Origin of the sequence: Polluticoccus soli (genome assembly GCF_029269745.1) — a bacterium.
Taxonomy (GTDB): domain Bacteria; phylum Bacteroidota; class Bacteroidia; order Chitinophagales; family Chitinophagaceae; genus Polluticoccus; species Polluticoccus soli.
This window is the reverse complement of record NZ_JARJHT010000001.1, coordinates 384,867-411,763: the sequence shown is the minus strand read 5'-3', so window position 1 is coordinate 411,763 and position 26,897 is coordinate 384,867. Positions and strand designations below refer to the sequence as shown.

The following is a 26,897-nucleotide window of genomic DNA, read 5'->3' as shown; positions in this document are numbered from 1 at the left end:
TCAAGATGCGGGGAAAAACAGTTTAAACGTAGCGCCTACATCGGGATGTCCATTCGCTATGATATACCCTTCGTGGTTTACCATTATGCGCTGGCATATTGCCAGGCCTATACCTTTGCCCTCAAATTCTGATTGCTGTGTGTGCAGACGCTGGAATATCTTGAACATTTTGGAGATAAACTTATTGTCAAACCCAATACCATTGTCGGATATAGTAATGCGGTAAAAGCTTTTCTGCGCGAGGTCTTTATGAATATGTGTCAACTCCTCACCGGTTGTTTTATCGGCCCTGATGGCGATAACCGGTATTACCTCGTCACGTGTAAACTTCAGCGAATTATCGAGCAACGATTTGAACAGGATATGGAACTGTCTTGGATAACCGTAGAGTTCAGGTAATACCTCCCGGTGTATCACGGCTTTCTGGTTTTTAATTCGCTCGTCCAGCTCCAATAGTACGTTTTTGACCGTCCCATTCAGGTCCACTTCTTCTTTTTCGCCTTCCTCCTTTATCAGGCTGGTCAGGTTCACCATGTCGTCTATCAGTTCCTGCATTCGCTCGGCTGAGGCGCTTATCCTGTCCACTGTGTCTTTCATCTCCGGGTTATTACTATCCTTAAGTAGCAGCAAGCGGTTACTGAATATCCTGATCTTGCGTAGCGGCTCCTGCAGATCGTGCGATGCCGCAAAAGCGATCTGTTCCAGTTCGGCGTGAGAACGACTCAGATCGGCTAGTTTAGTTTGTAGTTCATCCTGTGCGCTCAAGCGTATTTTTAGTTCCTTCACCATCAACAGGAACAGCGCTTGTGTTACCAGACCAAATACTATCAACAAATAGATGAGTGTATTGCTGGCAATTTGCTGGTAATATCGTTTGCCCTGAAATTTCTCCCGAAGCATCTTATCCTCACGCTTCAGCATCTCCGCAATGAAATTGATACTTTCCAGTTTTCGCTCTCTTCCCTGGAAATAATACGGCGATACACCCGGGTTTTTGGTCGTATCGACATATTTCAGGTTGTCCTTGATATCAGACAAACGCAATGCTATAGTGCTCTTCAGGAGTACAAATGTTTTTTTCTGCACTTCATTATCGCGCGTTAGCACTTTGACGTTATCAAGGATGGGTTGGATATGACGCGAAGCCGCCAGCATCTCTAGTATATAAGTACTGTCGTGCGTAAGCATATACCCCCGCTCCTTAATATCCAGCTCTTTAAGCAGGCTTTCCAGCCTGTATAATTGCGTGATAACCCTGTTTGTATGATCTACCTGGTTGGAATAGTCCCTAAGTGCGCCAAACTGTTTTAAAGAATAGATTGACAGTCCGGCCATTATGACGAATGATATAGCAAATGCACTGATGATTACCCTGAACTTCTTTTTCATGTCGATTAAATCTCTACATTTTGTAGAACTTATTCCTCATCTAACTGCTTCAGAAACAGTGATTAAAACAAGCTGTTAACAGTTGTGAAAATGTATAATTTGTTTTTAGTTGATTGTCAATATGAAATTTATGCAAACTAAAAAAATAATCTCTCGCTGAAATTTGGCTTTAAGGTTGCCTTACATAGATAGTAATCGAAAGCCAAAATCTATGATCTCGCAGCAACAAACACAGAAACAACAGCTCAAAATTTTACCGCAGCAAATACAACTCCTCAATCTATATTTCCTTAACACCCTGGAGCTGGAGCAGCGAATAAAAAACGAACTGGAAGAAAACCCGTTTTTGGATGCCACCACTGAAGAAGCTACAGATGAGGCTGGCAAGACAGCTACAGATGTGCAAGACTACCAGGATTGGGACGAATACGGATACGATGACGTACCGGATTATAAGCACGAATATCAGAACTATTTCAGCACCGAGCAAACGCCAAATATGGCGCTCAGCAATGTGGATCATTTTAAAGATGATGCAAAACAACAATTGCGGCTGCTGGATATAACCGAAGAAGAACGCGAAGTGGCAGAATACATCATCGATGTATTGAACAACCAGGGATTAATGGACAAGCAGCTGGATGAAGTTGCCGATGATTATTCTTTCCATAAACAAAGCCTGGTAGATGTTGAGATCATCAGGAAAGGTTTGTCGATAGTGCAAACGCTCGATCCGATCGGGATAGGCGCCTGCAATATCCAGGAGTGCCTGCTGATACAGCTGAAAGCTATGGACTCACGTCGTCCTGACGTTAAATATGCAGCGAAACTGGTACAGGATCATTACAACGACCTGATGCACCGCCAGTTTGAGAAAATACACCACGCGCTCAATATCGACGAAGAAGAACTGAGAGTGATCCTGAATTTTATCGGTTCGCTGAAGTTTTATCCGGTTTCAGAAACAGCATCAAGCTGTGAGCCTAAGAATACGATCATCCCGGATTTTATCATCACCCGTTATGGCGATACGATCCAGGTACATTTATATTCTTCACGCTCGGGTGCTGTGTTTGTAAACCAGTCGTTGTACGACCAGCTTGCGCAACAGTGCAGCGCTGCAAAAGACCGATCTTCTACTCAATACGTAAAAAGCAAATTGCAGTCCGCCCAATGGTTTGTGAATGCAGTAAAACAACGCGAGGATACCATGCTGCGCATCATGCAGTGCATCGTAAATATCCAACGCGATTATTTTGAAGAAGGCGACATCCGCTTGCTGAAACCAATGGTGCTGCGTAACGTGGCTGATATGTCAGGCCTGGATATTTCTACTGTTTCAAGGATCACCAGCAACAAATACGCTGAAACACATTTCGGGTTGCTTTACCTGAAGGATCTGTTTAGCGAGGGTATTGCTGATAAGAAAGGCGAAGTTATCAGTAATAAAGTGATCCAGTCTGTGATCGAAGAAGCAATTTCAGGCGAGGACAAGCGCCACCCGTACACCGATCAGCAACTGGTTAACATCCTGTCTGCTAAAGGTTATAATATTGCCCGACGTACGGTTGCTAAATATCGTGAGCAGTTGCGTATACCCATCGCACAGATCCGTGCAGTGTGGGCATAGATTTTTAAAGAAGACTTTAATTCAATATATTTCCGAAACACACACGTAAGACCTAGTTATGACTAAGATCCTTGTAATTGATGACGACAACGACATGTGCATGCTCCTTAACCGTTTCTTAACCAGGAATGGTTATGAAGTAACGGGTGTTAACAGCGGCAATGGCGCTATAGAATGGATGAAAAAACATCAGCCTGGGCTGGTATTATGCGATTTCAGACTGGAAGATATGACCGGTGTGGACTTGTTGGGAAAAATAAAAGAGATGCACCCAGGTGCGCCAGTGATCATTATTACGGGTTATAGCGATGTAAAAGATGCCGTAGAGGTGATGAAGCTTGGAGCATATGATTATGTAACAAAACCGCTGTTTCCCGACGAAATACTGCTTACGATCAAAAAAGCTCTTTCTGAAAGCCCTGAGGAACAATCCCCTGCGAAAGCATATACTCCTGCTTCCGGCGGTGCGGCTACAACTTCTTCCGCTGGTTCGCCTAAGGCAAAGCAAATATCGAATGGCGACGGTCAGTACATAATGGGTAATAGCCCGCAGTTTGCGCAGATCATGAAACAGATAGACCTGGTGGCGCCTACTAACTACAGTGTGATCATCTACGGCGAAAGCGGTAGTGGTAAAGAAGCGATTGCCCAACAAATTCACCGTAAAAGCAAACGCGCTAACAAGCCGTTTGTGGCAATCGATTGCGGTGCCTTGTCTAAAGAACTGGCTGGTAGCGAATTGTTTGGTCACGAAAAAGGTGCGTTTACTGGCGCGTTGAACCAGAAGATAGGAAGCATGGAAATAGCTAATGAAGGCACCATATTCCTCGACGAGATCGCCAACCTTTCGTATGATATCCAGGTATCTCTGTTGCGTGTTGTTCAAGAGCGTAAGATCAGGCGTGTAGGTGGCAATAAAGATATTGAACTTGATCTTCGTATCATCATAGCCAGTAACGAAAGGCTGTGGGATGCAGCCCGTAACGGCAAGTTCAGGGAAGACTTGTATCACAGGTTCAATGAGTTTAGCATTGAAGTACCGCCACTGCGCGAGCGCAAAGATGATATTATGCTCTTTGCCAACCATTTCCTCCAAATAACCAATGCGGAGCTGGGTAAGAACGTGAAAGGTTTTGCGAAAGACGTGCAGGATATACTGAACAACTATGTCTGGTACGGCAATCTGCGTGAGCTGAAAAATGTTGTGAAACGTGCTACGCTGCTAACTGACGGCGAATACGTAGAAGTAAAATCACTTCCCTTCGAGATCAGCAATTACCAAAAGCTGCAGTTTGAAGCACCATCGGTTGCGCAGCCAGAGTCGCCAATGGGAGGGATGTCAGCTGGTGCCAGTGTGCCTTTTGAGAATAAGCTGAAAAGTGCTAACCTGGATGCAGAATACGAAGTGATACTCGATGCATTGAAGCAATCGAATTTTAATAAAAGCAAGGCTGCCAAGCTGCTAAACATAGACAGGAAGACGTTGTACAATAAGATGAAGCAGTTCAAGGCATTTAAAATGGATTAACACTGTGATTTCATAGTGTTGATCCCCTGGTTGAACGCCGGAAATTGATTTATCTTTTTAGCAATGGTTTTACCTAATTCGAATTTATGCAAAGGCACCCCGACACCGCAGATATGGCAATAGATCATCCCGTCAATTTTTTAGAGGAGGTGATATCGGCCGGGCCTGGGATAACGGTGGTTGTTGATCACGAAGGAAATATTGTTTACAGTAGTCGACAGTTCGAAGTTATTTCCGGCAAAAGCGCTGATGTAAATACTCACCACAATTTTTTTGATTTTCTGCAATCCGGAGAAGCTGACCGACTGAGACTACAGTTGCAGAAGGTCGAAAAGAATGTTGCACTGCAGGCGCAGTATGGTATTTACAGGTTTAGTGCCGACATGGCGGCATGGTACATTTATGCTTCGGGTGTCGAAATATGCGGCGTTAAGTACTACCGACTATTTATGTTGCCCGAATCGTCGAAGCAAAAAGTGCCATTTCTATCTTTTGATTCGCGTGAGTTATACCTGGAGCAATTTAGCGTCCTTGGTTTCGGCACTTTCGAATGGCCTATCGGGTCAGAAGTTGTATTCTGGTCGGATGGGGTATACGATATCTACGAGATGGAGCAGAAACCTGGTGGGATTAATTATGAATACGTAAAAGGCTTTACGCACCCTGAAGATACCAGGCGGGCACACGCCGCGGTGCAACGTGCGCTCGAAGAGGGTGGAGAGTTCAGCATCCAGACGCGCATCCTAACTCCCACACAAAAGGTGAAGACTATTCACTCTTTGGGCAGGGTTATAGCAGACGAATCAGGCAAGCCTGTTAAGCTGATAGGAAGTATCAGGGACGTGACCGAGCAAACGAATATTGAGCACGAACTGGAGAAAAACATTGCAGAATTAAACCGATCTAATAAGGAGTTGGAAGAGTTTGCTTATGTCGCCAGTCACGATCTGCAGGAGCCTTTGCGCAAGATCAGCACTTTCTGCGGCAGACTTGCAGAAAAATACAGCAGTGTACTTACCGGAGATGGCGAAATGTATATGTCGCGTATTCTGGCTTCGGCCGATAATATGCGCAATCTCATAAACAACCTTCTTGAGTTTTCACGGGTTACAAGAGATACACAGCCTTTTGAGCCTATTAACCTCAGTTTTGTCGTACGGCAAGTCAAGTCTGATCTTGAACTGTTGATAGAAGAAACTGGAACGACTATCGATGTAAATGGAGATCTGCCTGCGGTATCTGGCTCTTTAAGCCAGTTAAAGCAGCTGTTCACTAATATCATCGGCAATGCAATAAAATTCCGCAAGGCTGATGAGAAATCCAGGATCACTGTTTCTGCCGAGCCGCTGGATGGCACACAAAAGCTGAGTTATTCATTACCGCTTGCTAATAACTACAGCAAGATCACCATCCAGGATAATGGAATAGGCTTCAGTAATGAATATGCGGAGCGGATATTCCAGATCTTTCAACGATTGAATGGTAAGGCAGAATATCCGGGTTCGGGCATTGGCCTGGCCATTTGTAAAAAAATAGTGGAACACCACCACGGGATTATATACGCAGAGAGCGAGGAAGGCAAAGGGGCTAAGTTTATTATTATATTGCCTGTCGTTCCTCAGAAATAATACAACGCATGAGTGCTGAAAACCATAAGGTAAAAATACTGATCGTAGATGACGATGAAGATGATTTTATCATCACCAGCGAGTATATAAAGCATATACCTGCTACGGAGTATGTTACCGATTGGTGTCCGAAGTATGCTGATGCACTTCAGCATATGATCAAACGCGACTATGATCTTTACTTTGTTGACTATAGGTTGGGTGCAAAGTCGGGTGTTGAACTTTTGCAGGAAGCTTTAGACAATAATTGTGAAGAACCGATCATTCTGCTCACCGGTAAGGGCAACTACGAAGTTGATATCAAGGCGATGCAGCTAGGTGCTGTTGACTACCTTATAAAAACTGAACTTAGCATCGAGAAAATGGAGCGTAGCATTCGCTACGCCCTGGGCCGTGCAGCCACACTGAAAGCACTGAAGGCAAACGAGCGCAAATATCGAGGCATCTTTGAAAAGTCGAAAGACGTTGTGTTTTTGATTGATGAGAAATTGAATTTTAAAGATGTAAATGCAGCAATACTTCCGTTGTTAGGCTATACAAAAGAGGAGGTATTGCAGATGAACCTGGGCAACCTGATAGACCAGGCGCAACACAGGAAATTCTTGCTGCAAACATTGCAAGGACGTAGAGAAATAGACGATTGGGAGGTTGTATTCAAAACAAAAAAAGGAGAGCGTAAATCGTGTATCCTGACCGCGACGAGGGAAGAAGAAACTTCGCCTGTCTACATACAAGGTATCATACACGATATCACCAACCTCAAAAAAATAGAAAAAGCTACGTTGCAGGCAGAAAAACTGGCGGCAACTGGCAGGCTTGTGCGCACGCTGGCTCACGAGGTGCGCAATCCGTTGAATAACATTACGCTGTCGGTGGAGCAGATGCAGCAGGAGGAGAAAAATGACACCATGCTGGTGTATCTCGATATCATTCACCGTAACAGCCGTCGCATAAGCGACCTGATAGGAGAATTGCTCAATACCTCAAGGCCTACCGAGATCAAACTGGGAGTATCTACTATACAAACGGTCCTCGATGATGTCATATCGTCGGCAATAGACAGGCTGACGCTCAAGCGAATCAAGCTTAAAGTGACGTATCCTGACAATGGTCTCCAGATATTTGCCGACAAAGAGAAACTGAAACTTGCTTTGCTCAATATTGTTATTAATGCTATTGAGGCGATGGAAGAACAGAAAGGCACACTGACCATTACATTGGCGCAGGTGCAACAGCAGGCGGTGTTGAAAATCGCTGATGATGGCGTCGGTATCAGCGAAGAGAATATCACACGATTGTTCGAACCTTATTTTACGCAGAAGCGTAACGGTATGGGCCTGGGTCTTGCATTTACACTCAATATTCTGCAGGCGCACAAGGCGACTGTGGATGTGGCATCCAAGGTAGGGCAGGGCACTACGTTCACAATCACGTTCCCGATGGCCGAAAGTGTTGATAGTGAGGTGATGACTAAGCCGGGGATGGTAGAACGCACAGATAGCAAAGGCAATGGCGCTACGCAATAGGCAAATTACTTACGTATAACTGTGTAGAATAAAATGGACATTTCGTCCGCTGTGTCCCGCATTTTTATGTTCCCCAGGCTAATATCTGTTAAATACACAGCTGGCATAGTCTTTTTTATCTATCCATAAATCAAACACCGTACTATGAGATCGTTGCTGTACCTGATCGCTGTGATATTGATAATTGGATGGATAGTTGGTGTGTTTGTTTACAGCGCTAAAGGTTTGATACATGTACTGTTGATCATCGCAATTATCTCGCTGCTGTTAGGCTTTATACGCCGCGGCACGGTTGACTAGCCTCTTTCTCTCTCCATATATCCTCTGTTGTTTTTCTAATTAGCTACAGCCTCACTGTAGCTAATTTTTTATTCCGGAAAATGCTGAAAAAAATCTATTAAGCGGATTGTACTTGCGCAAGTTGTCTATCCAGGTCAGAAAAGCTGATAGGTTTTTCGATAACGCTGTATTTGGCTTTGGCAGGCATTTCTGGCTGTTGCGGGTGGAACGCACTGATCATGTTGATATACATGTCGGGATACTCTTTGGCAAGTTTAGGCGCAACACTCCATCCAATACCATCAGGCAGGTTATTGTCGAGGAAAACTATATTAGGCTGAAGATTTTTAAGAAAGGATACACCTTCTTCCAGGGTGTGAGATAAATACACTTCGTAGTTTTTACGAAGAAAATAGCTCTTTAACAACAGGCACAGATCGATCTCGTCATCTATTATTAGAACTTTTCCCTGGCCAGGCATAATTAGATTTAATAAGTTATCGCAATTGTACTTGAAGCAATTGGTGCAAAAATATATGATTCTTGTATTAACAAAGACTATTTGTCCTGTAACGTAAACAATTGCTGCTAGAAGTAAACAAAAAAAGTGCCTGAAGAATTTGGGCAAACAAAAATTATGCAGGTATGCTGCTGGAATACAACCAATAGCTTCTTAACGCAGCTACAGTTTTTAATAAACTTTCGAAGCTATTAGGCTTGGTTATGTACGAATTCGCACCAAGTTCATAACAGCGACGCATTTCCTGCTCGTTGTTTGTGGTGCTGAAAATTACAACAGGTATGTTTTTTAGCTGCGGATGCTGCTTTAGTTCTTTTAATACCTCACGGCCATCTTTCTTAGGCATATTGAGATCCAGTAAGATGAAGCGGGGAAATTGTGAGCTTTCCTCCTGTGCTAGGCCTTGCAGATATTCCAGTACTTCGACCCCATTTTCAACAAAATGCAATTTGTCTGTAAAGCCGTTTTCCTCAAAGGCGGCTTGCAACAGAAAACGGTCGTCTGCGTCATCTTCGGCTATCAAAATAAAAATCTCCTCCATTCCCGGTCAGTTGTTAGCAAAGTTATTAAATAAGCCAATTGCATTGGGCCTCAATCTAAAAGCGACGTTTATTTATTGTGGCTGTAAAAAATCAGGAATGTAATTTAATGTTTTTGACTGAAAATTACAAAGCACGGGTTAGTGAATACCTGAGGAATATTGTCAACAGAAGAGAATTAAAATACGGTGCCAGCAACGTGTAAGGGTATTTTTATGAAAGGCATAATCTTTTTGTCTTTCTGGTGCCTGGTTTTCAAAACAACTTACACGCTATGAGTACCCCCAATAACGGTCGAAATACCGATCAAAACAGTTTGCAGAATACCAACAACTCCGCATCTGCCACACCCGACCAGGGACGTTCGGCTTTTAGCGCCAGCACTACGCGAAGCGACAGTCAGAACCCCGGTCACGAGTCTTCGCAGTTGGGCGGCGAAGCACACAAGCAAGGGAGTCAGAACGATAAGGTTTCCAACGATCCCAATGAACCCGCGAGACAAAATACCGAGCAGCCGCTGGGTGGCAATAAACAAGGCGGGGGCGCCAGTGGCTACGATGTAGACCGCGAACAAGAACAGGTAAACCAGGAACGCGAAGACATGAATAACGAGCGCGATCAGGACCAGCTGGACGTTGAACGCACTCCTCTGGAACCGGATGAGCAAAAGGTGCCCGGCAAGCAAACTGGTAAGCCGGAAACAGATAATCATTAAAACATCAACTAAATCTTTTACGATGCTTGGTCAACTAATTGAAAAACTGTTTGGTGTAGAGACAATAACTCTAATTATTGCGGACACGGTATCACCACCAGAAGATCCATGTTGCCGCTATATCGACCAATCGTCAGGGGAAATATATTCTGTACTCGGTCGGAATTGCCTTCCAGGCGACTTGGTAAGAAATGCCGCATCAACCCCAGAAACTGCTGCTATTCAGTACTGCAGGATATAGCCAATCAAAAAGTCGAACGGGGATGAGATATTGGATATGGTGCTGCAGAGATCAACCATCTTGCAGCTGCTGAAGACCACATAATGCAGGAAGAATAAAAAAAATAATCGATTGAAGGATTAGAGGCGAGGCTCATCGCCTCTTTTTTATTGCTAATACTTTCAAATGTAAATATTTAACATATTAAAGAAAATTTGCAGTTTTTTAATGGAAGTAATATTTTTATATGTCCGATGTGCCATAGAAGGTCTTTTGGCGCAAACGATTTTTTTAAATATTCCGTCTATAAGTTATAAATCTATCTTATGTTCAAGATTTTTACACCAAGGGCAGTAAACATGTTGCTGTTTTCGCTGCTCCTAACCTTATCCACTCAGGCCCAGATCGCTATCACCGGAAACCAAACCGCTCTTGCTCTTGTTCAAAAACTTGTGGGTAACGGGATAATAGTGACCGGCGCCACGTTAACTTGCCCCGGCCAGGCTAACGGTATTTTTACCACCACCGGTGTAAGCAATCTTGGTATTGACAGCGGTATTATCCTCACCTCGGGGCGGGCTGAGACAAACACCAGTGGTACGGGCGGTAATGGCGCTGCCAGCTTGTTTGCAGCAACAGGCAATAGCGCTGCGGGCGATGCACAGTTAACAGCCCTGGCAGGCCAGTCTACTTTTGACGCTTGTATCTTAGAATTTGACTTTCAGCCATCGGGCGATACGATCAAGTTTGACTACGTTTTTTCTTCTGAAGAATATTTTGGCTTCTCGTGCACTGTGTTCAACGATGTATTCGGATTTTTCCTTTCAGGACCCGGTATTACAGGTTCTAAAAATCTTGCGGTTATTCCAAACACCAATATTCCAATTACCGTAAATAGTACGACTAACCCTGTTACGACTAATGCCGGTAGCACTACGTTGTGTAATGCTATGGGCACAGGATCGCCATTTACGCAGTATTTTGTCAACAATAACAGTGGTTCATACGTTACGCACAATGGCTTTACAACTGTATTTACGGCTATGTCGCCGGTAATTCCGTGTTCTACCTATCACCTCAAGCTAGCAATAGCTGACGGTGCTGATGGAACGCTGGATTCTGGTACCTGGATCAAAGCAGGAAGTCTTACTTCAAACTCCATTTCTATTAAAGGCATAGGTGGTAGTGGCTTGTCTAACCCACGCCCTTATGCGGTGAGGGGATGCCTGCCTGGTACCTTTGTTTTCAACAGACCTGCAGCAACATCACAACCACTTACAATAAAATACCAGATAACAGGTACCGCCGTAAACGGTGCCGACTATTTGCTAATACCCGATAGTGTGGTCATATTAGGTGGGGCAAAAACGGCCAATCGAACGATAAACGCAGTGCCCATTACTCCTGCTACTGGTTTGAAGACTGTAAAACTCCGTGTGTACAACCCGTATTCTTGCGGTCTCACTCCACAGTTTATTGATAGCGCGGAACTGGATATATACGATTCTCTTTATGTAAAAGTGCTGACTAATGATACCGCGATCTGCGTGGGTGAAACTGTGAATCTTGATGCTACTGGCGACAATATTCTTTCTTTCAAATGGATACCGGCCAATGTAGCTAATCCAACCTCGCTTCACACTACGGCAAGTCCCGGCGTAAGCACTTTTTATATGATCGAAGCTACGCTGACAGGATCGGGCTGCCCTCCGGCGCATGATCATGTGCAGATAGACGTTAGGATCCCGCCAATTGTTGATGCAGGCGTCGACAGAACCACCTGCCTCGGTACGGCTGTGCCATTAAATGTAATGGCAACGCCGGCTGGACAGCCTTATAGTTATTCGTGGACACCTATCACCGGTCTTAGCAGTGCCACAATCAAAGATCCTCAAGCTAATCCTACGGTTACCACAACTTATACCGTCAAAGTAAATTCAGGCGCCGTGGGTTGTGAGAATACTGACGATATTATAGTAACTGTGTTGCCTAATGATTTTGTGCTTGAGAACAAAGACACCGCCATATGCAGGGGAGAGAAGGTGCTGGTGCGTGCCATGGGCGCGCCCGAATTCAGTTACGCATGGAATCCTACACAAGGTGTAAAAACTCCGTTCGCACTTATCTCAGAGATCAAACCTGACACCACTGCCGATTATTGGATCACAGCCAGCTATCCTGGTTGTCCCGATATGAAACATCATTTTATTATTGATGTTCAGCCTGTGCCCACGGTCAATGCAGGTGTAGATCGTGAAATGTGTCAGTGGGATACAGTACACCTGCATGCTACATTGCAGCCTGGCTGGTACGACAAATATGATCTGTCGTGGAAGCCGGCGAATGCTCTTATGCGTGGCCAAAAAGAGAAAGATGCCATTTTTGCCAGCGATTTTACGACCGATATGATGTTTGTAGCTAAAACTCCGGTTGGCTGTGCCGATTCCGACATCGTAAAAGTGGTTGTTCATCCGGGCAATTTCGGGTCGATAAAACCTGAGGGTCCTTGGGGCATATGTCCAAATGATTCAATACACTTTGAAGCCGCAGGTGGTGTCCAGTATGATTGGAGTCCAAATATGTTTATTTCTTCGCTGGACGCATCAAAAGTCACGGTTTATCCAACAGCAAAAACTGTGTACACCCTGTACGTCACGGACGAGCATACCTGCCGCGATACGCTTGTTATGCCAGTAATAGTGCATCCCGAGGCCATCGCAGAACTTGGCGCAGACGTAACATTGCACCCAGGTGAAACTTATCAAATGGATCCCCACGGAAATGCTGTATATTTTGATTGGTTCCCGCGCGTAGGTCTCAGCGATTATAACATCGCCAACCCGATAGCTAGCCCGGAAGTGAACACGCGATACCTTGTTACAGCTACTACGGAAAGCGGTTGCACAGTGGTTGACACCATCAATGTATTCCGCCAGGAAACAACGATGGATATGCCCAATGCATTTGCTCCCAGCCGTGGTAAAGAGCTAAAAATTATTAAGCAAGGCATTGCAACTTTGAATTATTTCCGTATTTTCAACCGTTGGGGAGAAAAGTTGTTTGAAACAACTGACGTAGATAAAGGATGGGACGGAAGTTATAACGGTGATCCGCAACCGCTTGGTGTATATATATATAGCATCCAGGCCGTTACAGACACTGGAAAAACATTTAGTAAACAAGGAAATATTACTTTAATTCGATAAACACCCTTAAGGATAGTATATCATGATCAGGAAAAATTTATTTGGACGTGTTAGCCTTGCAGTTGCCCTGGCAGCAACTTTTCAAACCGTACAGGCGCAAGACATTCACTTCACCCAATTTACCGCGTCTCCGCTTATCGTGAACCCAGCGTTCACAGGTAACTTCAGTGGTAAGTTGAGGGCTGCGGCTATTTACCGCGACCAATGGCGTTCGGTAACCGTACCGTTCGTTACCTATGCAGCTTCTATCGATGCGCCAATAGTGAATGATCTGTCTCACGATGACTATCTGGCTGCTGGTCTGCAATTATACAATGACCGTGCAGGCGATGGTAACCTTCAAAACCTGTCGGCATTGGCTTCTGTTGCCTACCACAAGTTTTTGGGTGCAAAGATCGATAAAGTAATATCAGTAGGTTTCCAGGGTGGATATACTCAAAAAAGCTTTGACCTGAGCAAGTTCTATTTCAGTGACGAGTTCAACAACGGACAATTTGACCAGGGAACCAGCGCGGTATATCCAGGTTTGAATAACCGTACAAGCTATTTTACTATCAATGCGGGCGTTAGCTGGGCACATAGCATAAATGAGAATATTGGTTATGCTATTGGTCTGGGAGCTAACAACATCAACACACCTTTTGAGAGTTTTGATAAAAATCCAAAGGCTGATGTTGGACTGGGTATGCGCTACACCGGCCAGATTGGTGCGATCGCTTACGTAAGTGAAAAACTGAGCCTGCGTCCTGCTGTACTGTATCAATCACAGTCTACTGCCAACGAGATCGTTGCAGGTAATGAGTTCCACCTCATAATAGGCAATCCTGAAATACGTTCGTTCACAACAGCAGTATTCCTTGGTGGATGGTATCGCGCGCAAGATGCAATCATGGTAAACGCTGGTCTTGAATACAAAGGCGTTCGTTTCGGTCTTAGCTACGACTACAATAACTCAGATCTGAGGCCGGCATCTAACGGCTTGGGTGGTTTTGAAATATCAATTGTTTATGTAGCTCCCGATCCGCTTGACTTTGCGCGCAAATTGATCTACCCCTGCTCGCGTTTCTAATAAGCAAAAAAAATATAAAAAAGAAAGGGCAAAAATTTTTTAAAGCCCTTTCTTTTTTTTAAACCAATTTATATTTTTATACCCATATAATAATGCTCACGCACATGAGAAAAAACTGGCTTTTTCTAATACTGGCAACGATTCTCGTAACTATTCAATTTGATGCGAATGCACAGCAGCAGCAAAAAGAGAAGTACAGAAATAAGGCTAATGACCCTGTAGCAAAGCTTCCGTATTATAAGAAGCTTCGTTGGGCAGATAATCTTTTCCGTGAAGGAAGTTATTTCAACGCTATTGAATATTATAGCCAGCTCAAGCAAGAGCAGGAGCGTAACTCGTATATCACATACCAGATGGCTGAATGTTACTGGATGACCAGGGATTATGCACCGGCAGCGCACTATTACAACGAAGCCTATGCTATGTCGCCTAAGCTGTATCCTGAAGCTAAGTATAAAGAGGGTGTTATGCTGAAGATGCGTGGTGAATACGAGGCCTCGATCGATGCATTCAACAAATTCATCGCGGATAATCCGAAGACTTACAAAAAACTGAAACTGCGCGCTAACCGCGAGATCGAAGGTGCAAAAATGGCAATGAACTCGATCAAAAATCCCCAGCCGGTTACCGTAGTTAACGCTGGTCCTAACGTGAACAGCTCGTATACAGAATCTGCTCCTTATCCTTTGGGTGATACAGCGCTGCTGTTCTCAACTATGCGTCAAAATAACCCTGTAGAAGTAGATAAACAAAAACGTGAAAGCTATGTTTCTCGTTTCGTGACATCTCGTAAGCAGGAGCGCGTTGAGCAGGTGGATTCTTTCCAATGGCCTATCAAATTTATGGATGGCGATTTCAACTCACCTAAGGTGCACGTAGGTAATGGTGTTTACAGCCCGGGTGGTGATAAGTTCTATTTTACGAAATGTGCTGAAGAAGATTCAATGAAGATCATTTGTAAGATATATGTATCAAACTTCGAAGGTGCAAAATGGTCTGAACCTGAACTGTTAGGTAGTGGTATCAATGAAGAAGGTTCAAATACACAACCATTCGTTGCCAAAGTAGGTAAGAAGGATGTGCTGTTTTTCTCTTCAAACAGGAAACTGCAAAGCCGTGGTGGATACGATATTTGGTATTCAGTTATCGATCCTCGCAACAATACTTATCGTCGTCCGCAAAACGCCGGTAAACAAGTTAACACCGATCGCGATGAACAAACTCCTTATTACGACAGCCGGGTTAGCAAACTTTACTTTGCTTCAAACGGTTGGGTAACAATGGGTGGTTTCGATATCTACTCAGCTGATGGTGGTCCTTCACGTTACACTAACGTAACCAACCTGGGTTATCCTATTAACACTTCTGCAGATGAACTGTATTTTATTAAAGATCCGGTTGGTAAGCCAGATGCTTATGTAGTGTCTAACCGTGTAGGTTCACTGGCTCTGAAAAACCCAACTTGCTGCGATGATATCTGGCGTATTCAATACGAACCAAAGCTGATGGTTCTTGGTAAAGTAATTGACAGGAAAACCAACGAGCTGATGGCTGATGTAGTAGCTAAAATAGTTGATCAGGAAGGTGACATGAGGACATACAACTCAACTGATGGTAACTTCGGTTTCAACATGGCAAGGGGTAAATCTTATGTGATCACTGGCGACAAACAAGGTTATGCTTCTACCCGCGCTTCTATCAACACAATGGATGTTAAGCGTACAGATCCGGATGATACTGTAATGGTAACACTGTACATGGACGAAATAACTAAGGAATACCGTTTCCAGGTTAGCAACGTATTCTACGATTACGATAAGGCTGATCTTCGTCCTGAATCAGCGGCTTCTCTTGATTCGCTGTCACAGTTCCTGAAAGATAACCCATCATTGAATGTTGAAGTTTATTCTTTCGCTGATGCAAAAGGTGCTGATGCTTACAATAAAGAGCTTTCGATCCGTCGCGCTGATGCTGTAATTGCATACCTGGAACAAGCAGGTGTTGACAAAGGCCGTATGTCGAGCCGCGGTTTTGGTGAGTCTATGCCAGCAGCACCAAATACAAAAGGTGGTAAAGACAATCCAATCGGTCGCCAGCTAAACCGCCGTACTGAAGTGCGTATTGTTACCGACGTTCCTACACGCCGTGTACTGTACAACAGTGCTAAGCCAGGTTCTATGGATGATCAGCAGAAGAATCTGATGATCGATGAAAGCATGCAGAATGATTCAGACGAGACTGATACCGAAGACAATGGTACCCCTGGTAATAGGGTAAATCCACAATAAGTTTTTCTAATTAAAGTAGATGGGCCATACTTTGTATGGCCCATTTGTTTTTTGTGCTAATTTGCCGCCATGTACACACAAGTTGATTTGACGGTTGCCGATGATACTATAAAAGAAATATTGATCGCCTTGCTCAGCGAAGAAGGGTATGAAGGTTTTGAGGAAACAACTGAAGGCCTTAACGCGTTTATCAGCAGTGAGCTGTACAACAAGGAGACACTGAATAGTATAGTGGCTCCTTACAATGTTTCTTTTAAAGCTGAAGGAGTGGAAAAGAAAAACTGGAATGAGGAATGGGAAAAGAACTTTCAGCCGGTTGTAGTAGACGATTTCTGTACTATACGTGCTGCTTTTCATGATATGGCCGTCACAACTGCTCATGAAATTGTGATCACTCCTAAGATGTCATTTGGCACCGGCCACCATGCTACTACGTTCCTGATGATGCGGAAAATGAGAAGCCTGGACTTCGGTAATAAACAAGTACTGGATTTCGGTACTGGTACCGGCATCCTCGCTATTCTTGCTGAAAAACTTGGTGCTGCAGAAGTGAATGCTGTCGACAATGAAGAATGGGCATTTATCAATGCCCAGGAGAATGGAGAAGGCAATGGATGCAAAAACGTAAAGTTCTGGCAGGGGTCGCTCGAGGACGTTCCGCAAAAAGAATATGATATTATTCTCGCTAATATAAACCGCCATATCTTATTGCAGTACATGGAGCAATTATCTACGCTGTTATCTGCAGGAGGAACGATATTACTGAGTGGTATCTTGTCGGAAGACGAGGATATAATTACCAGCTCAGCAGTATCGGTCAGGCTGAAAAAGACAGATCGGCAAGAGCTCAGGAACTGGCTGGTGCTGGAATTTATTAAAGATTAATAGCATGGATATTCGTTGTTGTATAGTATTGTGTTTTATAGATATTTTATTCAATTTTAGTCCCCATTAGGTTTTACAAGGTGTAAAACCTAAATTTGCCAGCTTCAACCGTCAAGAATGGGTATTGCAATACTTATAGTTATAGCTTATTTGATTGGTTCTATTCCTACCGCTGTATGGGTAAGCAAGAGAGTATACGGCATTGATATAAGAGAACACGGCAGCGGTAACGCTGGAGCTACTAATACATTTCGCATCTTAGGTTCTAAAGCAGGGTCGGCAGTAATGCTGATCGATATGCTTAAAGGTTTTGTGGCAGTAAAGCTTTCTATCCTTTCGGCTTATTCATGGGGCAGCGAGCCTTTTGTAAACCTGCAGGTAGGCCTAGGCCTTGCAGCTGTGCTGGGGCACATCTTCCCCATATGGGCTGACTTCAGAGGTGGTAAAGGCATTGCTACTCTTTTCGGTATGATACTCGGCATACAGCCGCTTGTTGCTGTTAGCCTCGTTGCTGTTTTCCTGTTTATGCTAATGGCAACGCGATATGTTTCGCTTAGCTCTATAAGTGCCAGCATCGCATTCCCGCTGCTCATCTTATTTATTTTCAGGGAACCAGAAATGAGCTATCGTGTATTTGCGATCGCTACGGCTTGCCTGGTAGTGCTGACACACTACAAAAATATCAACCGCCTGTTGAATGGCAGTGAAAGTAAAGTGCCGCTTTTCAAGAAGCGTCGCATGCGTCGCCGCCAGGATTAACCGCTTTTTAAACCACGATGGTATAAAACTTGTCTTCTGTAACCCAAAGAACTATAGAGATGAAGAAGATAATTTATGCATTAGGGATCTTGCTTACCACCAGTACATTATACTCCTGTTACAGGAATCCGATAACCGGCCGTAGTACGCTGAACCTTGTAGATGAATCTACTATGAGAACGATGGCCAGTAAGGAATACGTTACCTTCCTGGGTACGAACCAACCGGTTCGCGGCACACGCGATGCCGAAATGGTTTCCCGTGTCGGCAACAGGCTGGCCAGCGCTGTGCAAGCGTACCTTTCCAGCAAAGGACAATCAGAACTAATAAATGGTTACCAATGGGAGTTTAACCTGGTGAACAATAACCAGGCTAACGCGTGGTGTATGCCCGGAGGTAAAGTGGTAGTATACAGCGGTATCATGCCGATTGTACAAAATGAAGCAGGCCTTGCGGTAGTTATGGGTCACGAAATTGGTCACGCTATTGCCCGTCATAGTAACGAACGCGCCAGCCAGCAGATGGCTGCGCAATTTGGCGGACAGGCGCTTGGCGGACTGCTCGGTAGCAATCCGGGGTTGGCATCGCAGGTTTTCATGACTGCTGTTGGTGTAGGTAGCCAGGTAGGGTTACTTAAGTTCTCTCGTGACCAGGAGTCCGAGGCAGATCAAATGGGCCTTATCTTTATGGCTATGGCAGGGTATAATCCTAATGAAGCGATAGCATTCTGGCAGCGTATGGCAGCTCAAAGCAAGGGAAACAAACCACCGGAACTTTTGAGCACGCACCCGAGCGATTCGCGCAGGATAGCTGATCTTCAAAAGTTCATACCCACGGCTATGCAATATTACAAGGCCAGGTAACTTTGGAAGCAGTACCATTCTACAAGCAAATATTAAGCTATATATACCCGGTACTTATCCGGAAAAGTTCCAGCACAAAAAATTCTGTGCTGGAACTTTTTTTATATCGTGGGCAATACCAGCTTGGTACTTACGATGCCCTTTATTCTGATGGCGCTCGCTATGTACCTCTTGTCACCGCGTTTAAGGAACTAAAACCGAAACTGCCTGCAGTTCATGAAGTGCTGGTGTTGGGTACAGGTTTAGCCAGCGCGGTTCAAATACTTGACAAGAAAGGTTTTCATCCAGCTTTCACTTTGGTTGAAAATGATGTCACCGTTCTTAATTGGGCTATGGAGTTATTGCCGGATAAATTGAAGGAGAACATTAAGCCGGTTTGCGAAGACGCTGAATTATATATGCAGCAACAGTCGAACAGTTATGATCTGCTGGTAGTTGATGTATTTATAAACAGGGTAGTGCCGCCTTTTGTAACTGCAATACCATTTCTAAATAAATGTCGCCGGAGCATTAACCCCGGCGGACATTTTGTATTGAATTATATTGTCAATTCGAACGAAGAGTGGAAGTTGGCATCCGCCAACATCAATGAGGTTTTTCCCTCGAGCCACGTTATTGATCGTGGCATAAACAAGATCGTTATTGCACCAGTTTAGCCGACTGGATGCGCAATACTTTCCTGTTCTTCTTTTGCACCCTCATTTTCTCTGGCACTAGCTTGGTTATCTCGTCTATCATGCTTTGCAGCAGCGTGAGCTTTACGAAATGATCATTGGTGATCAGGCTGATCTCGCGTACCGGTTCTGGTTCTTCAAAATAGCGAAGCCTTTCCTGTTGGTCTTCTCCAAATTCAAAGGTTGCCAGTTCTGGCAGTACGGTAAGTCCACCGTTCTTGTCAACCATTTTGCGCAGTGTTTCTACGTTACTTGATTCGTAGCGGTAAGGACGGTCGGCCTGCAGGCGTTGTATCTGTCCGCTGCAAAGGTCAAGGACCTGGTTGCGCATACAGTGGCCTTCATTGAGCAGCCAGATCTTGTCAAGGGCGATGTCCTCGGCATTTACCATGCGTTTTTTGAGCGCCTTTTCGTTTTTAGAGAAGTAGGCCACAAACGGCTCCTGGAACAGTGGGTATTCTTTAATGCCGTTTTCCTCCAGTGGTGTACTTACCAGCGCAGTATCGATCTCGTTGTTGCGTAGTGCGGTCAGTATTTGTTTGGTTTCCATTTCCACCACCTCCAGCTTTACATCCGGGTAGGCTTTTGAATAGGCTTCCAGCAGGTTGGGAAGTATGTAAGGCGCTACCGTAGGTATCACCGCCAGCCTGAAAGTACCGGCGAGATTATTCTGCTGGCTCTGTATCAGTTCATTTATCTTTTCGCCCTCTGCCAGTACTATTCTGGCTTGTGCTACAATGGCCTCGCCCATAGCTGTTATCGCTATCGGGTGTTTGTTCCTGTCAAAAAGTTTAACTCCAAGTTCTTCTTCCAGCTTCTGTATCTGCATGCTTAACGTAGGCTGGGTAACAAAACATTTTTCTGCTGCCGCTACAAAGCTTTTGTAGGTTGCTACGGCTACGACATATTCCAGTTGTGTAATGGTCATACTATAGAGGCTATTTATAAGAGCAAACGTACGCTTATTATTGATATAGGCGTTAACTATAATAGGTAACGATTATGGCGAAATAAGTATCTCTTATAAAGTTACAAATTCTATTCATATAAGCAAGCATCTCAAGTTGACCTACCTTTGCAGCGAAAATTTTGAGTATGTCCGTTGTTTCCAAACTCAAACTAACTACCGAAAAGCCGTTGGTATTATTGTATGCTCCGAAAGAAGAGCAGGTGCTGTTTTCTGAATGTGACATTAAGACGCGCTTGCCAAAATCGGGAGAAATAGACCAGGTAGTTGTGTATGCGGTAGATCAAAAAACTTTAAAGGAAGCATTTGACAATATCATCCCGCGCCTGACAGAAAATGCGATGTTTTGGTTGGGTTATCCTAAAAAGTCGAGCGGCCTTAATTCAGACCTGCTGAAAATGGATAGCTGGTCTTTTATTTCGGAAACAGATTACTTGATCACCAGCTCGGCAGCCCTTAGTGATGATTGGTCTGGCATCCGCATCAAAAAGAAAGATCCTAACGCAAAGTATAAGCGCGATATCCCGATGGAAGAGCGCAAAACTGCCGGTATCGATTACGTGAACCGCACCGTCAAACTGCCCAAAGATGCAGTCAAAGCAATGGCAGAATTTCCCGAACTCGAAGCTTTTTTCAATTCCATGTCGTTCTCGCACAAACGTGAATATGTAGAAGCGATCGAAGAAGCAAAAAAGCCGGAAACCCGCCAGCGCCGTATTGATAAAATGATCGAAATGGTAATAGACCTGAGAGATAAAAAAGAAAGGAAAAAGAAATAATATGGGTTATAAAGAAGCACCTGCGGGACAGGTATTGCATTATATCAAAGACAATTTCCTAGGCAAAAAGATAACAGACTCTCGCTCTCCGGCAGGCAACTGGCTGGAGTTTACGCTGGAGCATATTGAAAAAGGCAAGGCAACTATCAGCCTCGAGGTAAAATATGATATGACCAACCCATATGGCAATATTCACGGTGGAATGATGGCACTGGTAATGGACGAAGTGATAGGGTGGAGTGTAGTTAGCTTGGATACCGACAACCATTACACCTCGCTTAATCTGAATGTAGATTTCTTATATGCCATAAAGCAGGGCGACCGCCTGCGAGCCACGGCGGAAGTGATACGTGAGGGCAAAAAGATCATTCACGTGGAGTGCAGGGTGGAGCATACCAATGGTACACTGCTCGGAAAGGCCTCAAGCAATTTGATCGTCACCGGCATGAAGCCTCGGGACGGTGATTCTAAAGTGGCGAATTAATTGCTAGCTTTGCGCACTCATGTTAAATGGTAAGAAAATAGTTGTTGTTCTGCCTGCTTACAGGGCGGCTTTGACGCTGGAGCGTACGTACAACGAAATCCCTTTCGATATAGTAGACGATGTAGTATTGGTTGACGACAATAGTCCGGACAACACGGTTGAAGTTGGGCATCAGCTCGGCATCAAACATATCGTTCGTCACGAGAAGAATACAGGGTACGGCGGTAATCAAAAAAGCTGCTATAAAAAGGCTTTAGAGATAGGTGCTGACATCGTGATCATGGTGCACCCCGACTACCAGTACACACCTAAGCTGATACACGCGATGACCGCTGTAATAGCCTACGATGTTTATCCCGTAGCATTCGGCTCCCGTATCCTTGGTATGGGCGCGTTAAAAGGTGGTATGCCGATGTACAAGTACATCTTCAATCGTATGCTCACGCTGTTTGAAAACATCATGATCGGGCAAAAGCTGAGTGAATACCACACTGGTTACCGCGCGTTCTCTGCAGAGGTGATCCGTTCTATCGACTTCACCCACAACAGCGACGATTTTGTTTTCGATAACGAGATGATCTCCCAGGTATTCATGAACGGCTATGAGATAGCAGAGGTGACATGCCCCACTAAATATTTCGAAGAAGCCTCGAGTATCAACTTCAGCCGGAGTATGAAATATGGCAGGGGCGTTTTGCGTGTATCGATAATCCACTTCCTGCACAAACTGGGCCTGGTAAAGAGTAAACTCTACAGCAAGCCAAAGAATTAATATCAAACGATACCAAATAAAAAATCCCCCGCTATTAGTGGGGGATTTTTATTAGTTGTAGTGCGACTTATTTCATTGTAACAACCGGAGTAACTGTTTTTACTTCCTTTTTTACAGGAGTTTTAGCATGCTCTTCGGTTTTGCTTGTACCGTGTATATCTGCAATGGTTGGTGCAATAACCAGCGCCACGATCGACATCAGTTTGATCAGGATGTTCATAGAAGGGCCAGACGTATCTTTGAACGGATCTCCAACTGTATCACCTGTTACAGAAGCTTTGTGTGGCTCTGATTTTTTGTAGTAGATCTCACCGTTGATCTCAACGCCTTTCTCAAACGATTTCTTAGCATTGTCCCATGCGCCACCGGCATTGTTCTGGAACATACCCATCAGTACACCGCTCACTGTTGCGCCTGCCAGCATACCACCGAGCGCTTCAGGACCTACCAAGAAACCTACCAGCAACGGAGCCATCAGTGCGATAGCACCCGGCAGTATCATTTTTTTGATAGAAGCTTCTGTAGAGATAGCAACGCATTTGTCGTATTCAGGTTTGCCGGTACCTTCCATGATGCCCGGAATGGTACGAAACTGGCGGCGAACCTCTTCTACCATCGCCATAGCAGCCTCACCCACAGCGCGGATGGCCAGCGAAGAAAAGATGAAAGGTATCATACCCCCTACAAACAGCATTGCCAGAACGTTGGCTTTGTAAATATCGATACCATCGATACCCGCAACACCAACATAAGCGGCAAACAGTGCAAGGGCAGTAAGCGCTGCCGATGCAATGGCAAAACCTTTACCGGTAGCTGCGGTAGTGTTACCAACAGCATCCAGAACGTCTGTTTTTTCACGTACTTCTTTAGGCAGTTCGCTCATCTCTGCAATACCACCCGCATTGTCAGCTATTGGACCGAAAGCGTCGATCGCCAGCTGCATAGCTGTGGTAGCCATCATGCCTGCTGCTGCTATCGCAACACCATAAAGACCTGCCATCCAGAACGAACCCCAGATACCACCTGCCAACACCAGGATCGGAAGGAAAGTGCTTTCCATACCCATTGCAAGACCGCCAATTACATTGGTAGCGTGACCTGTAGCTGACTGGCGAATGATATTCATTACAGGGCGTTTGCCCATTGCTGTATAATACTCGGTGATGATGCTCATGAGTGTACCTACTACCAGGCCTATCATAATGGCGCCAAACACTTCCATATTACTAAATGTGTGACCGCGGAGTGTCATTGACTCAGGCAGTATGTACATCACGAGGAAATATGCAACGACAGCTGTCAGCACCATAGAACCCCAGTTACCCAGGTTAAGCGCTTTTTGCACGGCGTCGGTGCTGATACCGGCACTGTCAGATATGCGTACGAACCAGGTGCCGATAATAGACAGGATGATACCTGTGCCTGCTATCATCATAGGCAGCAGGATAGGACCGAAACCGTTGAAAGTGTCAGCAACGCCGGGGTTGGTCAAAACCTCGCGGCCCAGTACCATAGTTGCAAGAACAGTAGCCACATAAGAACCGAAAAGATCGGCGCCCATACCGGCAACGTCACCCACGTTATCACCCACGTTATCAGCGATGGTGGCAGGGTTGCGGGGATCATCTTCAGGGATACCAGCCTCTACTTTACCAACAAGGTCAGCGCCTACGTCGGCAGCTTTAGTATAGATACCGCCACCCACACGGGCAAAAAGGGCGATACTTTCAGCACCGAGCGAGAAGCCCGTCAGTACTTCAATGGTACGCTCCATTTCCAGGCTGTCTACAGCAGAGTCTGGTGCGAAGATCATTTTCAGGATGATGAACAATGACCCCAGTCCCAACACGGCAAGACCGGCAACGCCGAGTCCCATTACTGAGCCGCCGCCAAATGATACCGCCAATGCTTTGCTGAGGCTGGTACGTGCTGCCTGAGCTGTACGCACGTTGGCTTTTGTAGCTATGCTCATGCCGATGAAACCGGCCATCGCGCTAAATACGGCACCGATAACGAAGGCACCTGCGATCAGCGGACTGCTTTTGGGGTTAGCATACCCCATCAAAGCCAGCAGCAAACCCGCAATAACCACGAAATATGTTAAGATCTTATACTCAGCTTTCAAAAAGGCCATAGCACCTTCTGCTATGTACTTGGCAATTTCCTTCATCCGGTCACCGCCGGCGTCCTGCTTGCTTACCCAGGCGCCCTTTGTGAATGTGTACAATAATGCAAGAACACCGAATGCCGGTACGAGGTACATTATTTCCATAAATCGTTGTATATAATTTTTTTGAGTGCGGGCAAATATAACGGATAACATGCGAAAAACATAGGTATTCCGTTTATATGGTTTGGAACGGTTTTTGAACTATTTATAATGAAAGATTTGAAGACATTATGTGAACAGTGTAAGTGGCGTAAGGGCTAAAAGGGAGGGAAAGAAGATGACCGCAGATTATAAGAAATTATCAGATGAAGAATTGGTCTTCCGCTATGCTCACCGCAATGAGCCGGCGGCAGTCAATTGCCTGTTTGATCGCTATGGACACCTGGTATTTGGCGTATGTGCAAAATACCTGCGGAACACAGAGGCGGCCAAGGATGCAACGCAGCAGGTATTTATCAAACTGCTGGAAGACCTGAGGCGATTCGAGATACAGCATTTTAAGTCGTGGCTCTACCAGGTATCAAAAAATCATTGCCTGATGCAGCTGCGCAAACCTATACCTGTTGTTAATAATGAGATCGCCAGCACGGAAAATGTGGAATCGTACAGCGAATTGCATCATAAAATTGAAGAGGAAAGGCTTTACGACAAGCTTGATGCCGCAATTGCTGAGCTGAATACTGAACAGAAGACCTGTGTCGATATGTTTTACCTGCAGAAGATGACCTATGCCGAAATATCGGCGAAAACAGGTTATAGCATCATGCAGGTAAAAAGTGCTATTCAGAATGGTAGGAGAAATTTGAAAATTAAAATGGAAGCTATCAGGGAGGTGAAGTCATGAGCAACGAGGAATTGAAATATATTTTTAGCGAAAGCGCCTGCCTGATACCCAGGCAGATGAAGCGCTACGTGCGAGGCGCCATGAGCAATGAGGAGAGCTATGCCGTAGAGCTGCATCTCAATAGCTGTCCGTTTTGCAACGAGGCGGTAGAGGGCTTATTTGAACAACGTGAGGGCAATGCTACCGAAGTTGTCACCCACCTGACCAATGATTTTTTGAAAGACCACTTTAGCCTGCATCAGCCTAAGGTTCATCTTAATTCTATAGCTCCGGCCCAGCCGCAGCCCATAGCGCCCCAGGTGCAGCCGCGCCGGCGCAAAAGGTTCCATGGCGAAAACATCTGGAGACCATCGGGGCTCGCTGCTGCATTATTAATAGGTATAGTAGTGATCTGGTTTGCAAAGCAACGTCAGCAACTCAAAACCGGCCAGGCTGCAAGTGTGACCGAAACTGTAGCATTGCAAACTGAGCAAAGCGCTGCTTCTTCAGATGACCGCGTATTGGCCAGTGCCGATCTGGTAGAAATGAAAGATGATCCTGCGCCATTACAGGTCGCAGCTGCTGTTAGTAGTCAGCCTCAGCCTGTACAGCCGGCGGTGCAACAACCTCTGCCGCAGCCAGCAGTCGTTCAGCAAAAAGATACAAAACCGGTAGAACCGCAAAAGCTGCCGGAGGCTAAAGCAAAACCTGCAGCGCCTAAGCGCGAAGAAGTGGTGGTAGCACAGTACAAAGCTCCGCTTATAGATAAGCATCAGGCCGAGGCGCCGCCTGCACATGAGACGATAGAAAAGATGCCACCCCGGACATCTAATACTCCTGTAGCTGCTAGCGCGGGGGCATTCAGTGACGATGGGGATAGTGGCGTAGCAGATAAACACAGGGAGAAGGAAGCGGTAGCTAACTTCTCTGCCGACGATCTCTATGGACAGGGAAAATATTCAGCCGCCCTTGATCTGTACAAGCAACAGATGAATGAAGGCGGAAGAGGAAAAAGAAATTACGCAACTCTACAGGCAGCCCGCTGTTACCTGGCTATGGGTAATAAGCAAAGTGCCATTCAGCTCTTACAATCGATAGTAAGCGGAGGCGGTACGCATAAACGTGCTGCAAAACGCATGCTCGAAGATCTTGGAGCCGATAAGGGAGAATAGGTTTTTTTCATG

At 45.1% G+C, this 26,897-nt stretch carries 23 protein-coding genes; 18 read left to right on the top strand and 5 right to left on the bottom strand.

The features are described 5' to 3' along the window. Positions 1 to 1,389: a sensor histidine kinase gene (locus P2W83_RS02020; protein WP_276132012.1), complete on the bottom strand. Its 1,389-nt coding sequence runs from the start codon at positions 1,387 to 1,389 to the stop codon at positions 1 to 3. Positions 1,390 to 1,600: 211 nt separating this feature from the next. Here P2W83_RS02020 and rpoN point away from each other — a divergent pair, with 211 nt between their 5' ends. From rpoN to P2W83_RS01995, 5 genes are all read left to right on the top strand, one after another. Then, positions 1,601 to 3,019 carry an RNA polymerase factor sigma-54 gene (gene rpoN / locus P2W83_RS02015; RefSeq protein WP_276132010.1) on the top strand — a complete coding sequence of 473 codons (1,419 nt, stop codon included), beginning with the start codon at positions 1,601 to 1,603 and terminating at the stop codon, positions 3,017 to 3,019. Between the two features lie 58 nt (positions 3,020 to 3,077). Further along, positions 3,078 to 4,547, top strand: coding sequence for a sigma-54-dependent transcriptional regulator (locus P2W83_RS02010; RefSeq protein WP_276132009.1), 1,470 nt, complete (start codon positions 3,078 to 3,080; stop codon positions 4,545 to 4,547). A gap of 86 nt (positions 4,548 to 4,633) precedes the next feature. After that, positions 4,634 to 6,175: a PAS domain-containing sensor histidine kinase gene (locus P2W83_RS02005; protein ID WP_276132008.1), complete on the top strand. Its 1,542-nt coding sequence runs from the start codon at positions 4,634 to 4,636 to the stop codon at positions 6,173 to 6,175. A gap of 8 nt (positions 6,176 to 6,183) precedes the next feature. Next, the gene (locus P2W83_RS02000; RefSeq protein WP_276132007.1) at positions 6,184 to 7,701 is read left to right on the top strand and encodes a hybrid sensor histidine kinase/response regulator; all 1,518 of its coding nucleotides are present in this window, start codon (positions 6,184 to 6,186) and stop codon (positions 7,699 to 7,701) included. A gap of 144 nt (positions 7,702 to 7,845) precedes the next feature. Further along, positions 7,846 to 8,001 carry a lmo0937 family membrane protein gene (locus P2W83_RS01995; protein ID WP_276132006.1) on the top strand — a complete coding sequence of 52 codons (156 nt, stop codon included), beginning with the start codon at positions 7,846 to 7,848 and terminating at the stop codon, positions 7,999 to 8,001. A gap of 97 nt (positions 8,002 to 8,098) precedes the next feature. Here P2W83_RS01995 and P2W83_RS01990 read toward each other — a convergent pair whose 3' ends face one another. Together P2W83_RS01990 and P2W83_RS01985 are read right to left on the bottom strand one after the other, a co-directional pair. Beyond that, complete coding sequence (locus P2W83_RS01990) at positions 8,099 to 8,461, bottom strand: response regulator (RefSeq protein ID WP_276132005.1); 363 nt, start codon at positions 8,459 to 8,461, stop codon at positions 8,099 to 8,101. Between the two features lie 154 nt (positions 8,462 to 8,615). Continuing rightward, the gene (locus tag P2W83_RS01985; protein WP_276132004.1) at positions 8,616 to 9,041 is read right to left on the bottom strand and encodes a response regulator; all 426 of its coding nucleotides are present in this window, start codon (positions 9,039 to 9,041) and stop codon (positions 8,616 to 8,618) included. A 272-nt stretch (positions 9,042 to 9,313) separates the two neighbouring features. On the opposite strand from P2W83_RS01985, the gene P2W83_RS01980 reads away from it, so the two are divergent. The 8 genes from P2W83_RS01980 (at position 9,314) to P2W83_RS01945 (ending at position 19,700) form a co-directional block, all read left to right on the top strand. Continuing rightward, positions 9,314 to 9,754, top strand: coding sequence for a hypothetical protein (locus P2W83_RS01980; protein ID WP_276132003.1), 441 nt, complete (start codon positions 9,314 to 9,316; stop codon positions 9,752 to 9,754). Between the two features lie 546 nt (positions 9,755 to 10,300). After that, complete coding sequence (locus P2W83_RS01975) at positions 10,301 to 13,180, top strand: choice-of-anchor L domain-containing protein (protein ID WP_276132002.1); 2,880 nt, start codon at positions 10,301 to 10,303, stop codon at positions 13,178 to 13,180. Positions 13,181 to 13,202: 22 nt separating this feature from the next. After that, positions 13,203 to 14,249, top strand: coding sequence for a PorP/SprF family type IX secretion system membrane protein (locus tag P2W83_RS01970; protein WP_276132001.1), 1,047 nt, complete (start codon positions 13,203 to 13,205; stop codon positions 14,247 to 14,249). A gap of 104 nt (positions 14,250 to 14,353) precedes the next feature. Beyond that, a complete protein-coding gene (locus P2W83_RS01965; protein WP_276132000.1) occupies positions 14,354 to 16,537 on the top strand; it encodes an OmpA family protein in 2,184 nt (727 codons plus the stop codon). Between the two features lie 69 nt (positions 16,538 to 16,606). Further along, the gene (gene prmA, locus P2W83_RS01960; protein ID WP_276131999.1) at positions 16,607 to 17,422 is read left to right on the top strand and encodes a 50S ribosomal protein L11 methyltransferase; all 816 of its coding nucleotides are present in this window, start codon (positions 16,607 to 16,609) and stop codon (positions 17,420 to 17,422) included. A 117-nt stretch (positions 17,423 to 17,539) separates the two neighbouring features. After that, a complete protein-coding gene (gene plsY / locus P2W83_RS01955; protein WP_276131998.1) occupies positions 17,540 to 18,181 on the top strand; it encodes a glycerol-3-phosphate 1-O-acyltransferase PlsY in 642 nt (213 codons plus the stop codon). A 59-nt stretch (positions 18,182 to 18,240) separates the two neighbouring features. Next, on the top strand, positions 18,241 to 19,044 hold the full coding sequence (locus P2W83_RS01950) for a M48 family metallopeptidase (protein ID WP_276131997.1): 804 nt from the start codon (positions 18,241 to 18,243) through the stop codon (positions 19,042 to 19,044). Between the two features lie 86 nt (positions 19,045 to 19,130). Next, a complete protein-coding gene (locus P2W83_RS01945) occupies positions 19,131 to 19,700 on the top strand; it encodes a polyamine aminopropyltransferase (RefSeq protein ID WP_276131996.1) in 570 nt (189 codons plus the stop codon). Here the strand turns inward: P2W83_RS01945 and P2W83_RS01940 are convergent. Next, positions 19,684 to 20,646 (bottom strand): hydrogen peroxide-inducible genes activator, encoded by a 963-nt coding sequence (locus P2W83_RS01940; protein WP_276131995.1) that lies wholly within the window; start codon positions 20,644 to 20,646, stop codon positions 19,684 to 19,686. The two genes, P2W83_RS01945 and P2W83_RS01940, sit on opposite strands and share 17 nt — an antisense overlap. Before the next feature lie 167 nt (positions 20,647 to 20,813). Between P2W83_RS01940 and P2W83_RS01935 the strand changes: the two genes are divergently transcribed. Genes P2W83_RS01935 through P2W83_RS01925 form a run of 3 tightly spaced genes read left to right on the top strand, consistent with a single transcriptional unit; the run spans position 20,814 to position 22,720 of the window. Continuing rightward, positions 20,814 to 21,464 (top strand): YdeI/OmpD-associated family protein, encoded by a 651-nt coding sequence (locus P2W83_RS01935; protein WP_276131994.1) that lies wholly within the window; start codon positions 20,814 to 20,816, stop codon positions 21,462 to 21,464. A 1-nt stretch (position 21,465) separates the two neighbouring features. Then, positions 21,466 to 21,948, top strand: a complete 483-nt coding sequence (locus tag P2W83_RS01930; RefSeq protein WP_276131993.1) for a PaaI family thioesterase — start codon at positions 21,466 to 21,468, stop codon at positions 21,946 to 21,948. Positions 21,949 to 21,967: 19 nt separating this feature from the next. Continuing rightward, complete coding sequence (locus P2W83_RS01925) at positions 21,968 to 22,720, top strand: glycosyltransferase family 2 protein (RefSeq protein WP_276131992.1); 753 nt, start codon at positions 21,968 to 21,970, stop codon at positions 22,718 to 22,720. A gap of 67 nt (positions 22,721 to 22,787) precedes the next feature. On the opposite strand, the gene P2W83_RS01920 is transcribed toward P2W83_RS01925, so the two are convergent. Beyond that, positions 22,788 to 24,992, bottom strand: a complete 2,205-nt coding sequence (locus P2W83_RS01920; RefSeq protein ID WP_276131991.1) for a sodium-translocating pyrophosphatase — start codon at positions 24,990 to 24,992, stop codon at positions 22,788 to 22,790. A gap of 175 nt (positions 24,993 to 25,167) precedes the next feature. Between P2W83_RS01920 and P2W83_RS01915 the strand changes: the two genes are divergently transcribed. Together P2W83_RS01915 and P2W83_RS01910 are read left to right on the top strand one after the other, a co-directional pair. After that, positions 25,168 to 25,734 (top strand): RNA polymerase sigma factor, encoded by a 567-nt coding sequence (locus P2W83_RS01915; RefSeq protein WP_276131990.1) that lies wholly within the window; start codon positions 25,168 to 25,170, stop codon positions 25,732 to 25,734. After that, positions 25,731 to 26,885 carry a tetratricopeptide repeat protein gene (locus P2W83_RS01910; protein WP_276131989.1) on the top strand — a complete coding sequence of 385 codons (1,155 nt, stop codon included), beginning with the start codon at positions 25,731 to 25,733 and terminating at the stop codon, positions 26,883 to 26,885. Before P2W83_RS01915 ends, P2W83_RS01910 begins: the two co-directional genes overlap by 4 nt. Positions 26,886 to 26,897 lie beyond the last annotated feature (12 nt).

What these genes read in the sequence shown, in the direction of transcription:
- P2W83_RS01980 (WP_276132003.1), top strand. Translation starts at nt 9,314, where the DNA reads ATGAGTACCCCCAATAACGGTCGAAATACCGATCAAAACAGTTTGCAG.
- P2W83_RS01910 (WP_276131989.1), top strand. Translation starts at nt 25,731, where the DNA reads ATGAGCAACGAGGAATTGAAATATATTTTTAGCGAAAGCGCCTGCCTG.
- P2W83_RS01935 (WP_276131994.1), top strand. Translation starts at nt 20,814, where the DNA reads ATGTCCGTTGTTTCCAAACTCAAACTAACTACCGAAAAGCCGTTGGTA.
- plsY (WP_276131998.1), top strand. Translation starts at nt 17,540, where the DNA reads ATGGGTATTGCAATACTTATAGTTATAGCTTATTTGATTGGTTCTATT.
- P2W83_RS01995 (WP_276132006.1), top strand. Translation starts at nt 7,846, where the DNA reads ATGAGATCGTTGCTGTACCTGATCGCTGTGATATTGATAATTGGATGG.
- P2W83_RS02020 (WP_276132012.1), bottom strand. Translation starts at nt 1,389, where the DNA reads ATGAAAAAGAAGTTCAGGGTAATCATCAGTGCATTTGCTATATCATTC.
- P2W83_RS01950 (WP_276131997.1), top strand. Translation starts at nt 18,241, where the DNA reads ATGAAGAAGATAATTTATGCATTAGGGATCTTGCTTACCACCAGTACA.
- P2W83_RS01985 (WP_276132004.1), bottom strand. Translation starts at nt 9,041, where the DNA reads ATGGAGGAGATTTTTATTTTGATAGCCGAAGATGACGCAGACGACCGT.
- P2W83_RS01930 (WP_276131993.1), top strand. Translation starts at nt 21,466, where the DNA reads ATGGGTTATAAAGAAGCACCTGCGGGACAGGTATTGCATTATATCAAA.
- prmA (WP_276131999.1), top strand. Translation starts at nt 16,607, where the DNA reads ATGTACACACAAGTTGATTTGACGGTTGCCGATGATACTATAAAAGAA.
- P2W83_RS01920 (WP_276131991.1), bottom strand. Translation starts at nt 24,992, where the DNA reads ATGGAAATAATGTACCTCGTACCGGCATTCGGTGTTCTTGCATTATTG.
- P2W83_RS02000 (WP_276132007.1), top strand. Translation starts at nt 6,184, where the DNA reads ATGAGTGCTGAAAACCATAAGGTAAAAATACTGATCGTAGATGACGAT.
- P2W83_RS01915 (WP_276131990.1), top strand. Translation starts at nt 25,168, where the DNA reads ATGACCGCAGATTATAAGAAATTATCAGATGAAGAATTGGTCTTCCGC.
- rpoN (WP_276132010.1), top strand. Translation starts at nt 1,601, where the DNA reads ATGATCTCGCAGCAACAAACACAGAAACAACAGCTCAAAATTTTACCG.
- P2W83_RS01990 (WP_276132005.1), bottom strand. Translation starts at nt 8,461, where the DNA reads ATGCCTGGCCAGGGAAAAGTTCTAATAATAGATGACGAGATCGATCTG.
- P2W83_RS01970 (WP_276132001.1), top strand. Translation starts at nt 13,203, where the DNA reads ATGATCAGGAAAAATTTATTTGGACGTGTTAGCCTTGCAGTTGCCCTG.
- P2W83_RS01965 (WP_276132000.1), top strand. Translation starts at nt 14,354, where the DNA reads ATGAGAAAAAACTGGCTTTTTCTAATACTGGCAACGATTCTCGTAACT.
- P2W83_RS01925 (WP_276131992.1), top strand. Translation starts at nt 21,968, where the DNA reads ATGTTAAATGGTAAGAAAATAGTTGTTGTTCTGCCTGCTTACAGGGCG.
- P2W83_RS01975 (WP_276132002.1), top strand. Translation starts at nt 10,301, where the DNA reads ATGTTCAAGATTTTTACACCAAGGGCAGTAAACATGTTGCTGTTTTCG.
- P2W83_RS02005 (WP_276132008.1), top strand. Translation starts at nt 4,634, where the DNA reads ATGCAAAGGCACCCCGACACCGCAGATATGGCAATAGATCATCCCGTC.
- P2W83_RS02010 (WP_276132009.1), top strand. Translation starts at nt 3,078, where the DNA reads ATGACTAAGATCCTTGTAATTGATGACGACAACGACATGTGCATGCTC.
- P2W83_RS01940 (WP_276131995.1), bottom strand. Translation starts at nt 20,646, where the DNA reads ATGACCATTACACAACTGGAATATGTCGTAGCCGTAGCAACCTACAAA.